General features: G+C 63.8%; 11 protein-coding genes. 6 read left to right on the top strand and 5 right to left on the bottom strand.

Annotated features, from left to right (window positions below; all coding sequences use genetic code 11):
* Window positions 1-2: 2 nt before the first annotated feature.
* Entirely contained in the window at window positions 3-278 is a 276-nt protein-coding gene (locus O2S87_RS03000; protein WP_475407319.1) for a DUF7553 family protein, read from the bottom strand.
* Window positions 279-352: 74 nt separating this feature from the next.
* Window positions 353-2,104 (bottom strand): 2-succinyl-5-enolpyruvyl-6-hydroxy-3-cyclohexene-1-carboxylic-acid synthase, encoded by a 1,752-nt coding sequence (gene menD / locus O2S87_RS02995; protein ID WP_475407318.1) that lies wholly within the window; start codon window positions 2,102-2,104, stop codon window positions 353-355.
* Between the two features lie 262 nt (window positions 2,105-2,366).
* Here menD and O2S87_RS02990 point away from each other — a divergent pair, with 262 nt between their 5' ends.
* Both O2S87_RS02990 and O2S87_RS02985 read left to right on the top strand, forming a co-directional pair.
* Window positions 2,367-3,323, top strand: a complete 957-nt coding sequence (locus tag O2S87_RS02990) for a carbohydrate kinase family protein (RefSeq protein ID WP_475407317.1) — start codon at window positions 2,367-2,369, stop codon at window positions 3,321-3,323.
* The gene (locus O2S87_RS02985; RefSeq protein WP_475407316.1) at window positions 3,320-4,669 is read left to right on the top strand and encodes a glycoside hydrolase family 68 protein; all 1,350 of its coding nucleotides are present in this window, start codon (window positions 3,320-3,322) and stop codon (window positions 4,667-4,669) included. The genes O2S87_RS02990 and O2S87_RS02985 overlap by 4 nt, the downstream gene beginning before the upstream one ends.
* Window positions 4,670-4,715: 46 nt before the next feature.
* On the opposite strand, the gene O2S87_RS02980 is transcribed toward O2S87_RS02985, so the two are convergent.
* The 3 genes from O2S87_RS02980 to O2S87_RS02970 form a co-directional block, all read right to left on the bottom strand.
* The gene (locus O2S87_RS02980) at window positions 4,716-6,848 is read right to left on the bottom strand and encodes a glycoside hydrolase family 32 protein (RefSeq protein ID WP_475407315.1); all 2,133 of its coding nucleotides are present in this window, start codon (window positions 6,846-6,848) and stop codon (window positions 4,716-4,718) included.
* A 54-nt stretch (window positions 6,849-6,902) separates the two neighbouring features.
* The gene (locus O2S87_RS02975) at window positions 6,903-8,384 is read right to left on the bottom strand and encodes an isochorismate synthase (protein WP_475407314.1); all 1,482 of its coding nucleotides are present in this window, start codon (window positions 8,382-8,384) and stop codon (window positions 6,903-6,905) included.
* A 66-nt stretch (window positions 8,385-8,450) separates the two neighbouring features.
* On the bottom strand, window positions 8,451-9,044 hold the full coding sequence (locus O2S87_RS02970) for a sulfite oxidase-like oxidoreductase (protein ID WP_475407313.1): 594 nt from the start codon (window positions 9,042-9,044) through the stop codon (window positions 8,451-8,453).
* A gap of 111 nt (window positions 9,045-9,155) precedes the next feature.
* On the opposite strand from O2S87_RS02970, the gene O2S87_RS02965 reads away from it, so the two are divergent.
* From O2S87_RS02965 to O2S87_RS02950, 4 genes are all read left to right on the top strand, one after another.
* Window positions 9,156-9,374: a DUF7120 family protein gene (locus O2S87_RS02965; RefSeq protein ID WP_475407312.1), complete on the top strand. Its 219-nt coding sequence runs from the start codon at window positions 9,156-9,158 to the stop codon at window positions 9,372-9,374.
* A 58-nt stretch (window positions 9,375-9,432) separates the two neighbouring features.
* Window positions 9,433-9,711, top strand: coding sequence for a UPF0058 family protein (locus O2S87_RS02960; protein WP_475407311.1), 279 nt, complete (start codon window positions 9,433-9,435; stop codon window positions 9,709-9,711).
* 33 nt (window positions 9,712-9,744) lie between these two features.
* On the top strand, window positions 9,745-11,805 hold the full coding sequence (locus O2S87_RS02955) for a hypothetical protein (protein ID WP_475407310.1): 2,061 nt from the start codon (window positions 9,745-9,747) through the stop codon (window positions 11,803-11,805).
* Between the two features lie 120 nt (window positions 11,806-11,925).
* Window positions 11,926-12,900, top strand: coding sequence for an AAA family ATPase (locus tag O2S87_RS02950; protein ID WP_475407309.1), 975 nt, complete (start codon window positions 11,926-11,928; stop codon window positions 12,898-12,900).
* Window positions 12,901-12,965 lie beyond the last annotated feature (65 nt).

Genomic DNA, 12,965 nt, shown 5'->3' with positions numbered 1-12,965 from the left:
ACTCAGACGCCGTGGACCGTTTTTCGATACGCCGTGGTGTGAGCGAGTGCGTCGTCGATCGACTCGCTGACCTCGTCTTCGGGGTCCGATTTCAGTTCGCGAAGCGTGTACTCGATCCGGGCGAGTCGACCGTGGTCGGGCCCGCGCTCGCGCTCGGCGAGCGACGAGAGCGTTTCGGCGCTCTCGGTCAGCGAAGCCGATCGGTCAGGTTCTTGTGCGGCGCGGTCGGCGGCCGTCGCAAGCGCGTCGCTCGCCGCACGCAGTTCCGTGTGTGTCATAGGTCGACGCTCGTCGATCGCTCGTAAAACTGTTCGGCCCTGGGTCGACTCCGTATGACGACGGTGTCGACCACTCACGACAGCCGGTCGACTGTCTCGGCCTGCAACTCCTCGCGGACCGCGTGGCTCGCTTCGGCATCCGTCTCGACTTCGATCACGTGCGAGCCGTCGGCCGCGACCGCCGTGGCGTACGCCTCACGGAACGCCGACCGCCCGTCGACGCGCCGGTACTCCAGCCCGTACAGATCGCCGGTCGGCTCGAAATCAATGCCATGCGGCGTTTTGAACTGGCTGGTAAACGGCGGCTCAAAGCGCTCGATAGGCAGCAGATGGAAGATCCCGCCACCGTCGTTGTTTAGAAGCACGATCGTCGCGTCGACGTCTGCCCGCTGGAGGGCGAGCAGACCGTTCATGTCGTGGTAGTAGGCCAGATCGCCGATGACGAGCGTCACGTCATCGGTCGTTCCGTGGGCCGCCCCCAGCGCGGTGGAGACGATGCCATCGATTCCGGATGCACCCCGGTTTCCAACCGTCGTGATCGATTTCGTCGACGGTTGGCCGAACCGATCCAGATCCCGAACGGGCATACTGTTGGAGACGACGAGGGTTGCCGGGTCCGCAAGCCCGTCGACCATGTCGGCCAGAATACCGCCCTCGAAGGGGTCGTCGGCATGGTCGTCCACCACCTCGCCGTGTTCGGAATCGGCTCGCACCCACCGGTTCCGCCAGTCGGCACTGCCGCCGCTGCGAACGATCTGCGAGAGGTGGCCACAGAGCCGGTCGGGGTCGGCGACCACGAGATCAGTGGCCGTGAACTCGGCCTCGCGCCACGCGCCCGCGGGGTCGACCACGAACTGCCGCGCGTCGGTCCCGGCGAGATACTTCCGCAGCGGCTTCGAGGTCGGCGACGCACCCAGCCGGACGACGACCTCGGGATCGGGCCACGATTCCGTTACGACGGTGTTCACGTAGGCGTCGTAGGCCCCAATCACCGGCGCGGCGCGGGTGTGGCCCCCAAACCGGAGTCCCGAAAGCGGGTCGGCCAGGATCGGGAACCCCGTAGCGTGGGAGAACGCGGTGACGGACTCGGCGGTAAGCCCCGGCGGGTCGGCCGGTCCGGCGACGATCAGCCCGCGGTCGACGCTGAGTTCGTCGGTTAACTTTCGGAGATCCTGATCGTCCAACTGCGGCTGTCCCTCCGTTCGCTTTATAAATGGTCGCTCGTTGTCGCGGCCCATCGCAGCGAGCGATGAGAGATCAGCGGGCACGTCGCCGTCGACCGGCGTCGGCTCCAGCGGCTTTTTAAACGGGACGTTCAGGTGGACCGGTCCCGCGGGTGTCCGCTCGGCGGTGCCCACCGCCCGAGAGACATCGGTTCGCAGCGACCGGAGCGTTCGGTCGGCGGCTGCAGGCTCGGGGAGGTCCTTGTACCACCGGACGCTCTCGCCGTACAGCTTCTCCTGGTCGACGGTTTGGTTGGCTCCCGACTCGCGAAGCTCGGGTGGTCGGTCGGCAGTCAACAACAGCAGCGGCACACGGCCCTGGGAGGCTTCAATCACGGCGGGATGGAAGTTGGCCGCGGCGGTGCCCGAGGTCGAAATAAGCGGCGTGACCTCGCCGGTGCGGCGGGCCCGGCCGAGGGCGAAGTAGGCCGCCGAGCGTTCGTCGAGCGCGGAGATCGTCCTGATTCCGTCGTGTTCGTCGCAGGCGATCGTCAGGGGCGTCGACCGACTTCCCGGCGAGATGCAGACGGTACGGACCCCGTTTCGGGCAAGCTCGGCGGCGATCGCTCGCCCCCAGAGCGTGTTCCGGTTCGGCGCAGTCATTACCGACCTGTGGTCGCGGCCGTTGATAGGTCCGGCGGGTTGGACCGACAGTGAGTGAACAGGCACGTCTCGACCGACGGCGGATCCGGACTGTCGGTCGGGAAGAAAAAATTTACTACTGGTGTTGTATATCCTTTATCCTTATTATCTACCATGTTAAACATCGGTGTGTAATGGATCCACGATCAGCCCACATTCGCACGAACCCACCGGTCTACCCGTCAACGAACCGATACCATCACCGACAGCTCCTCACCGACCGATGAGCGAGCCGTCAGTTCTCGTCGCCGGTGAAACGCTCATCGACTTCATTCCGGAGACTACCGGCCCACTCGCTGAGGTCGAGACGTTCCATCGCCGAGCCGGTGGTGCGCCCGCGAACCTGGCGGTCGGACTGGCGAGGCTCGACGAGCGGCCCTGGCTGTGTACGACGCTGTCGACCGACCCGTTCGGCGAGTTTCTGGCCGACAGACTCTCGGCCGAAGGCCTTCCCGACCGGTTCATCACACAGGTCGACTACTCGACTGCGCTGGCGTTCGTCAGCCACGGCGACGACGCCGACCGGGAGTTCAGCTTCCACCGTGAGTGTACTGCCGACACCGTGCTCCAGACTGACGTGGTCGACACCGCCACGCTCTCGACGGTCGACTGGCTGGTCGTCGGCGGCGTGACGCTATCGGCCGAGCCCTCCCGGTCGGCGACGTTCGAATTGGTCGAGCGCGCGGCCAACGCCAGCTGTGGGATCGTTTTCGATCCGAATACGCGACCCGAACTCTGGAACAAACACGACGACATGACGCTCACGCTCGAACGGATGCTTTTGTGGACCGACGTGCTGAAAGCGACGCGCGCGGACTTCGAGCCGACCGCCATCGACGTCGAGGGCGGGGAGTTCGCCGACCGATTGCTCGACAGAGGCCCCGATACGGTGCTGGTGACCGAAGGCGACCGCGGCGCGCGAGCGGTCGGAAGCGACGACTCGCCGTGGGGCCGCGGCGAGTGGCACCATCCGGGCCACGAAATCGGGAGCGTCGTCGACACGACCGGTGCGGGCGACGCCTTTCTGGCCGGTGCGATCGCCGGACTGGTCGACGGGTTGGGCCCCACCGAGACGCTCGCGTTCGCCAACGCGGTCGCGGCCGTCTCGACGACCGAGGGCGGCGCGATGACCGCACTGCCGGACCGACAGACCGTCGACCGGTTCCTCGATAGCCAATGACCGACCACGATGGACCAAACGGACGATCAGTAGGTGAGGATTCGACCAATCGCTCGTGGGGCCAATGGACCCGCGAGCAAGCCGCCGGGATCAAGCGAACGGCCGAAACAGTCGCTCCACCGGCCGAGCCGCCGGAAACCGACCCTGCAGCCGGGCTCCACGTCTGGGACACCTGGGCGCTCCGAGACCGACAGGGCCGGATCGCAAGCGTCGACGGCTGGCGGGTGCTGTTCTCGCTCACCGCACCAGCGGATGTTCTGCCGGGCACGCGCCACGATATCGCTGAAATACGATACTTCGTCTCTCGGGACGGCCGCGAGTGGCATGACCGAGGGCCGCTGTTCGGACCAGAGGCGCTCGGCCAGCGGCAGTGGGCCGGCTCGGCGCTGTACGACGACGGCGAGCTCTACTGCTACTACACGGCCGCAGGCGGCGAAGAAAGCGAGGAACTGACCTATATCCAGCGGCTCGCGGTGGGCTACGGCGGAACCATCGAAACCACCAAAGAGGACCTGCGAATCGAGGGGCCCTGGAGCCACGAGATTCTGCTCGAACCGGATGGAACCTGGTACGAAACCCAGCAACAGTCGAAGGGGATGACCTACACCTTCCGCGATCCGTGGTTCTTCGAAGACCCGCAGACCGGCCATACTCACCTCCTGTTTGAATCGAATACGCCAGCACCGCCGGAGGCGTGTGGCGGCGACGACAGCCAGCGACAGTTCAACGGCTGTGTCGGGCTCGCCGTCTCGCCGTCGGGTGATACGCTCGACTGGGAGTTCCAGGCACCGATTCTCGATGGTGTCTGTGTCAATCAAGAACTCGAACGACCCCATATCGCTATGCTCGACCATCAGTACTACCTCTTCGTCTCCAGTCACGTCCACACGTTCGCGCCCGGACTGGCCGGCTACGACGCGCTGTACGGCTTCGTCGCCGACTCACTTGGTGGCGACTACCGGCCGCTCAACGGGTCTGGTCTGGTCGTCACGAACCCGTCGACTGCGCCGTATCAGGCCTACTCGTGGATGGCGTTTTCGCACGGTGAGGAGCTGCTCGTCCAGAGCTTTCTCAACTACCACGACTTCTCGGGCGACTCGCTCGACGCGATCGCCGACCGGCCGGGCGACGAGCAACTCAACGGGTTCGGCGGCACGCTCGCGCCGACGCTCAGGGTCGGCGTCGACGACGATCGAACGTGGCTTCGGGGCACACTCGACCACTGGCAGATCCCAACTGCGTCCGACCGGCTCGACGAGCCACCGGCCGACTGGCGATCGACACCACCAGCTGTCGAAGATGAGGATCTGTGGGTCGAATCTGACCGGTACAACGGGCCGTATTAGCCGTCAATCCAATCTGTATTTATAACAAGTTAGTCCCGTCTGAGTCTCACTTTTTAGCCGAACTAACGGCTCCGACTGTCGACGAAAGTTCCCAGATCGACAGCGAGTCGACCGTCGCCCGTCCATCTCTGGCGACCAGGGAAACACCGGTGCTGTCGGCGCAGGTCGGGTAGACACGGCTGGTTAGACAGTGCCGTTCGTTGGCGTACAGCTCGATCACCGAGTCATCGAGAAAGACGCTCAGCGACAGCGGTTCGTCGTGCGGCGGAACACTGATCGACTGGCCCTCTGCGGTCACTCTGTCGTCGAAACTCGACTCGCTTCGGTCGACGATCAGTTCTCCCTCGCGAGTGTACCTGATCACGGTCCCTTGTTCGCCGTCGGTCGACTCGAACACCGCCAATTCGACCGACGCCGCATCGTCGAGCCCGACTGTCAGTTCGATTTCGAGTTGTCGTGAGCCGTCGAACGCGTGTCGCTTGTCAGCGGCGAGCGCGGTCGACTCGCTGTCGTGAACGAGACGCTCGCGAAGCGCAGTCAGTTCTGCGGCGGGCCGCTGGCGAATGCGTCCATCCGGACCGAGCGAGACGACCCGTGGAATCGAGAGCGCGCCCGACCAGCCAGCGTCCCACTGGGCGCGCTCGTCGCGGGCCTCTTTCAGCCAGCCCCACAGCAGGTAGCGGTCGCCGTCGCGAAGCGACTGCGGGGCGTAGAAGTCGCCCGGATCAAGGATGCCCTCGTGGTCGACCACGAACTCCGTGCCCTGAAGCTCGCCGACGAAGTAGCGAACCGTCTCGTAGTTCGAGACGTGAAGCAGCTGTTTGTCGCCGAAATCCAGGAGTTCGGGACACTCCCAGACAGTGCCGGGCGCGGCGGGCTCGCCGACGAGCAGCGGCCCCTCGTACGTCCACTCACGGAGGTTTTCTGAGGTATAACAGAGAACCGCCCCTCGGTCGTCGGCCAGACCGGTGCCGATGAGATGGTACCAGGTGCCGTCGACGCGCCAGACGTTGTGATCGCGGAACTCCGCGGCCCAGTCGTCGGTTTCGAGAACATCGAGTTCGGCGGGCGGCGCGTCGATAATCGGGTTCGATTCGTCTTTGTCCCACTCGCGGAGATCGGGGTCGGTCGACGTTGCTAGACACGGCAACTGGTTGCGGCCGCTGCCGCCGGTATAAATGATCGTCGGCGTGCCGTCGTCGTCGACTGCACAGCCCGACCAGCAGCCGATGCTGTCGGGGCCACCCGGCGTCGGTGTCAGTGCAACCGGGAGATCGCTCCAGTGGACTAAATCGTCGCTTACGGCGTGGCCCCAGTGGATCGTGTTGTGGAACGGGCCGCCGGGATTGTACTGATAGAAGACATGGTAGCGGCCGTTCCAGTGGATGAGGCCGTTGGGATCGTTCAGCCAGTTGGCTGGCGCGGTGAGGTGGTACCCCGGCCGCAAGGGATCATCGGAGAGTCGCTGGCGGAGGGCCCCCAACTTGGACGCATTCATTGGTCGACTCGGCGTGTTTCCGTCGCTCGCCAACGACCGGAGACAGCCGTCGAGCAGCCGATTTCGGTTCTCGACGATCTCTTCGAGCTGTGGCTCGGCGAGCGACAGCGGCGCACCGACACCAAGCACTGAACCGTCGTCGACGGCCCACGAGATCACCGAGAGTTCGTGTGGCACGTCATAGCCATCCCTGACGGTGCCAGCCAACGCCTCGCCGGTCGACGGGAGTACGCCCTCGTATCGGGCGAACGGTGCGGTGACGCCGTCACAGATCGGCACTCGCAGCGAGTCGACCGCCGACACGGCGGGATGGTCTTTATAAACGGATTTCCAGAGCACGCCGCTCGGTTCATGTTCGTGCCCAACGCCAACGGCGTCGGGAGAGACGCTGTCGACGCCCAGCGGCTCGACGGCGGCCATCGCCCGGAGCGTGAGCAACAGCCCGCCGCCTGCCTGGAGAAACGACTCGATTTTCGGCCGCTGGGCCGCGAGCGCCGTCGGCTCGATCGGGTCTGTGCGGTGCCACCAGAGCACGTCGACGAGGTCGATCGCCCGGTCAAGATCCGCGAATGCGACGGTTTCAGTGTCGACGCGCTCGTCGAGCCAGTCGCTGGCTGCCCGTTGTTCGGCCGACAACTCTCCGTCGGTGAGAAGCCCGACCCGAAGCGATTCTGCGTACATGAAAATAACAACTCAGTACTGAGTAAAAGTTGTGTCCCTCTGGCTGAGGCCGTGTCACTCGGCTTCGAGTTCGTCCAGAATTGGTCGGAACTTGAGTTCGATCTCATCCCACTCGCGGTCTGGATCGCTGTCGGCGACGATACCGACACCCGCGAACAGAGTGGCCTGTCGACGTGTGGCGACCGCTGATCGGAGTCCAACCGCAAACGTTCCGTTGCCAGCGGCATCGATCCAACCGATCGGTGCGGCGTACCAACCACGGTCGAACGGCTCGGTTTCGCGGATGGTTTCGAGCGCCCGATCCGGCGGCAGCCCGCCGACGGCGGGCGTCGGATGGAGTGCTTCGACGAGCGAGAGGACGTGGGTGTCCTCAGCCAACTCCGCGGTGATCGGCGTGTGGATATGTTGGACGGTCGCAAGCCGACGGATCTGTCGGTCGCCGGCCGATACCGAGGCGGCAAACGGCGCGAGTTGGTCGCAGATGGTTTCGGCGACCAGATCATGTTCGTGAACGTTCTTCGGGTCGGCCAGCAGTTCGCGGGCGAGCCACTCGTCTTCGGCGGGTGTCTCGCCGCGCCCCGTCGTGCCGGCCAGCGCGTCGGTCTCGACCGTTCGTCCGCGAAGCGAGACGAGCGTTTCGGGCGTCGCGCCAAAAAACGCTGGCGGCTCCGGGTGGTCGGGTTCGAGTAAAAAGCGGTTGCAGGCCGGGTATTTCTCGCCAAGCCGAGAGAGAATGTCGTCGACCGCGAGATTGGCCGCAAGGTCGACTTCGAGCGCCTGTGCGAGCACCACCTTCTGCAGCGTGCCGGCGGCGATGCGGTCGGTGGCAGCGATGACACCCGCACGCCACGACTCGGGAGTGGTGGTCCGTCGACGGTCGACGATGCCCGGCTGCGGCGTTTCGGGGGCCGCGACGGGCAGCGAGTTGATGCGTTCGCGTTCGGTTTCGAGCCGCGATTCGACCGCGTCGACCGAGGCGTCGGGGCCAACCGCGTTGACTGTGAGCCACGGCCCGCGGTCGGTGATCGTCACCTGAACGCGCGGAAAGACGAACCGCGCGTCGGGAAACGCCGTCCACAGCGACTCGTGGGTTGGCTCGACCGGGTCGATTGGTTCGGCCGACTCGAACGCAGTGCCGCCATCGGTGTCGACCGTCGATCTGCCGCCATCAGTGTCGGCTCTGGATCCGTCGCCATCAGTGTCGACAGCCGCCGCGTTCGTTGCCGACGGCTCGTCGGCGTGGAAGGTAAAGCCGCCAAACAGCCGTGGACAGGCGGCTTCGGTGCCGGCGTGGACGTCACCGGAGGAGAACAGCGATTCGGCGGCGGCTCTGATGTGATCAAACCGCTCGGGGCCGTCGGCGGTGAGCGTTGCGGCGGCTCCGCCAGCGATCACTGTCGGCTCGTCGGATGCGTCCCAGACCGTTCGTGGCGAGTCGAGCGCGTTCAGAACCGCACGAAACGATAGCTCGGTGCCGTCGAGCCGAACCGACCGGCTAATTAGCAGCGGTCGATCGGCTGCGCGCGGCGACTCCATGACCAACACCTCCGGACTCCGGACTCTTGAGCGTGACTATCGACAGGGCGTCGACGCATGGAACCCTCATCCGTATCGCGCTTCGTTCCACGGGTTCGCCGTCGACGAATAGCCGCGCTGTTCCCAAAAGCCCCGTTCGGGCTCGGTCAGCAGCTCGACGCCCGTCACCCACTTCGCGCCTTTATAAGCGTACTTGTGCGGCGTGACCACGCGCAGCGGGCCGCCGTGGTCGGCAGGCAGACCCTCGCCGTTGTAGCCGTAGGCGAACAGGACCTCCTCGCGCAGACAATCGTCGAGCGGGAGGTCGGTCGTGTAGCCATCGGCGGAGTGAAACATGACGTGGCATGCAGAACTGTCGACGTCCGCGCGCTCGGCGATTGTCGGAAACGAGACGCCCGTGAACTCGCAGTCGAACTTGCTCCAGCCGGTCACACAGTGGAAATCCTGGCGTTGGGTTTCGCTTGGCAGTGCCTGCAGTTCGTCGAACGAAAGTGCGAGTGACTCGTCGACCGCGCCGAAGACCTCGAAGGTCCACTCAGCGGGGTCGACGGCGGGCGTGCCGCCTTTCGAGAGTACTGGAAAGCCATCGGTTTCGCGCTGGCCCGGCGGCAGTCGGCTGTCGCCAAACTCGGCGTACAGATCCGTGACGTCAGTAACCATAGTTGACGTTGGGTCTCGGCGGCCGTATACATACCGCCACTGGCCGAAACGCAGCCCGTCAGTAACGCCGGTGGTTTTAAATAGGCACTCCGGTAACTCCCGGTTGTTCAGATGCCGAAAGTCGAGATCAACATCCCCGAACACCTAGAGATGCAAATCGCCCAGCTTGTCGAACAGGGAGAGTTTCTCAACCGCGAAGAAGCGATCGAAAACCTCCTGTCGACCGGTGTGAAAGCCTACAAAACCAGCGGGCCGATGGACGACCCGAACTCCGGCTCCGGCTTCGAAGACGACGGCATGATGGGTCACGAAGACGAGTACGTGTTCTAACCCACCCCGTCGCGGTATCGCAACAATTCTTAAATGAGAACCGTTCCTACGAACCGTTATGCATAAAGACGAACTGCTGGAGCTCCACGAACAGATGGTGACGATTATGGAGAGCTTCCGGGCCCAAGAAACGGTCGACTCCTCACTGTTCGATCCGTACGACGAGCTCAGCGTCGAGCCTGACCACGTCCACAAATCCAAAAGCGAGCACAAACACGCGGTCTTCGTGCTGGGCAACGCGCTCGCCACCGCGATGAGCGAAGACGAGTTCTCGAACGCGGGACGGGTCGGCAAGCGCATGAAGGAATTGGCCGACGACGCCGAAAGCAAACTGTAGCCGTGGTCGACCCGCAGACGGCGTCGAACTGAGATGTCGACACCTACTGGCGTGAGCCGAGGGTGGGTTTCGACCGGCGTCACGTCGTTCTCGGAGACCGTCACCGACGGGCTGTTTGAGCTTCCGTTCGATCGAATCGTATTATTCGCAGCACTCTTGTTGGCTGTCGGCACGCTTGTCGCGGTGAGCCGACCGACGTCTCGGCTGACCCGCCCGCTCACCGATCGATTCGTCTACGGTGTGCCGTGGGGTACGTTCGTCGTCTGTGGCCTCCTTCTCGGCGTCTACTACGGCGTACAGAGCGGGTATGCCGATCCAAGCAAGCCGGTTGTCCTGCCGTTTCGGGCCTGGAGCTACTTCGATCCGATCGGTATGCTGGTTGCTGGCTTTGCGCACGCCAGCGAGAGCCACCTGATCGGCAACCTCCTGGGGACGCTGGCGTTCGGCTCGCTGGCCGAGTACTGGTTGGGCCATTACACCGACCGGAGCACAGCAAACCGCCTCAACAGACGTCTCGACGAGTACGTCGACGCTCATGCCGAAAGCGGCGTTGACAGCCCGACCGACAGGGACACGAAGTCGCTGGTTGCAGCGCGCTTCGAGCGCCTCTGGACCGAGCCAATCGCCCGTGCGGTGATCGTATTTCCGGCCGCAGTAGGCCTCGTTGGGCTCGCTGGGACGCTTGTGACGCTCGGGCCCGTGATCGGCTTTTCGACTGCTATCTTCGCGCTCGCGGGCTTCGCGCTGGTCCGCTATCCGGTGGCCGTTATCATCGCGAGCGTCGCCCAGAGCGTGCTCGGCCGACTGGTCGACGCGATGATGCTTCCTCGACAGGTGTCGGTCGCCGAAGCCAGTTATAGCACGCCGTGGTGGGCCGAAATCGCCGTTCAGGGCCACGCGGTCGGCCTACTGATTGGATTGCTCGTCGGGCTGGTGCTGCTTCGGGTTCGCGACGAATCGCCACCGCCCGCGGTTTTTATCTGGGCTGGCGTGCTCGTCTTTGCGGTCTCGCGGTCGCTGTGGGCGATCTACTGGTTCCGCGGCAACGAGACGTACGTACTCTACCGGGCGCTCGGCCTGGCGCTGGTGTTCGCACTCGTGGCGGTCGTCACCTACGCCGTGGTCGCGCGCGACGAGCCCCTGTTTGTCGATTGGGCAGTGGTCGACCCCAAGACGACACGGGACGCGCTCGGCTCAATTACCCGCCGCGAGGCCGGACTCTTAGTACTCGTCTGTGTCACAGCACTCGTCGTCGGCCCGGCGATCCCAGTCAACCTCACGACGGCCGACGACGCCGCGTTGCCGGGCGATCCGATCGAAGTCGACGGGTACGAAATCACCTACGGTGAGGACGTCCCTGACGGCCAACTGAGCGCCATCCCCCTGGAGGGCTTCGGCGAGTCAACCCAGCTTAACACTTCGGGCGTGATCGTCCGCAACACCGACCGCCACATCTGGTCGACCGAGTTCTCGTCCGGCGAACTCGCCTCCGAGGGTGAGTCGACAGTCACGATCGGCGGGGTCGGCTGGCGCGAGTCGGTCGACGTCGAGCGCACCGGGTGGGAAACTGTCGGCGGCGAGTCGACCTATCGCGTCGAACTTGCCGACGAGACAGAACGCCAAACCGCGTTCACCTCGGATGGTGCGACCGCCGAGCCCGTCGTTTCGGGACACAAGGTCTCGATCAGTGCGGCCGAAACGGTGTTTATCGTCTCGGTCTATCCGGTCGAATCCGACGCTAACGATTCGAATACAGCGGAGACAACCAACAGTACAGAGCCTGCCGACGATCCGAGTGGCGAACCAACTACTGAGCCAGGCAACGAATCGACCACCGAGTCAGGCAACGAATCAACTACTGAGTCAATCAATGAATCGACCACTGAGTCAGGCAACGAATCGACCACCGAGTCAGGCAACGAATCGACCACCGAGTCAGGCAACGAATCGGCCACTGAATCGGTCGACCAGTCAGCAACGCTTCCGGCGACCAACGAGTCGGCGAGCGTTGGGCCGCTCCGGGTCGAAAACCGCGATGATCGGTTGTTCGTGGTCGACAATGGATACGATGTCCGTGTGGCACAAAAGGAGTGAGCGGCCCGCTGTGTCGTCGTCAACGTATGGGTTGTTTGACGTTCGATGAACGATTGGTGGTCACTACTCCGAAGTTTTCACAATAACTGATAAGTTGGTGCCATCGAAAGCAATTGGTACATGGTACAGACGAACGAGATCACGACCGCAGCCGAGACGATCAATGCAGTTATCGATCGGATTGGCGAGGCCGTGATCACCGAGAGGGAGTTTTTCGTGACGGTTGCGAGCGGGCTACTCGCACGTGGCCATGTTCTGCTGGAGGACGTTCCCGGAACGGGCAAAACGCTCACCGCGGTGGCGTTGGCTGACGCATTGAATCTGGAGTTCAACCGGATCCAGTTTACCCCGGATCTCCTTCCGAGCGACATCACGGGCTCGCTTATTTATAATGAACAGGACGGCGACTTCCGGTTCCAGCGGGGGCCGGTGTTCGCCAACATCGTTCTGGCCGACGAGATCAACCGCGCCCCGCCGAAAACCCAGTCGGCACTGCTGGAGGCGATGGACGAAGGCCAGGTCACCGTTGGCGGAACGACTTACGACCTTCCGGACCCGTTTTTCGTTATCGCGACCCAGAACCCGATCGAACAGGAAGGAACCTTCCGACTGCCCGAGGCTCAGCGCGATCGATTTATCGTCAAAACGTCGATCGGCTACCCCGAACGGAGCGGTGAACTCGAACTTCTGGCTCGCCGAGCCGACCGAACCACACAGATGCCAACGGTCGAGCCAGTCGTCGACGCCGACACGGTTGCCCGCATGCGAGAGGTTCCCGAAGCAGTGCGAATCGAAGCCGAAGTGCGAGCGTATCTGGTCGATCTCGCACGAGCAAGCCGTGCGGACCCGCGCGTCGAAACGGGCGTCTCGCCCCGTGGAATCCAACGATTTTTCGAGGCCGCACGGGCTCGGGCGCTCATCGCTGGCCGCGACTACGTAACCCCGGACGATATCAAGAACATCGCGCCAGCGGTGATGACACACCGGCTCGTGTTGACATCTGAGGCGGCTATCAAGAACATCGACGCCAGCCATGTCGTCGAAAGCGTTCTCAACAGCGTCGACGTGCCGGGTGCGACCGCCGACGCGGCCTAATCGGCAACACCGACCACAGCATTCGCACGATCGTCTCGACCCTCTCTATTTAAATACTGTTCACA

The sequence above is a fragment of the Halohasta sp. A2 genome, from assembly GCF_056175805.1.
Note: the sequence above shows the minus strand (reverse complement) of the source record. Positions and strands in the feature narration are given on the sequence as shown.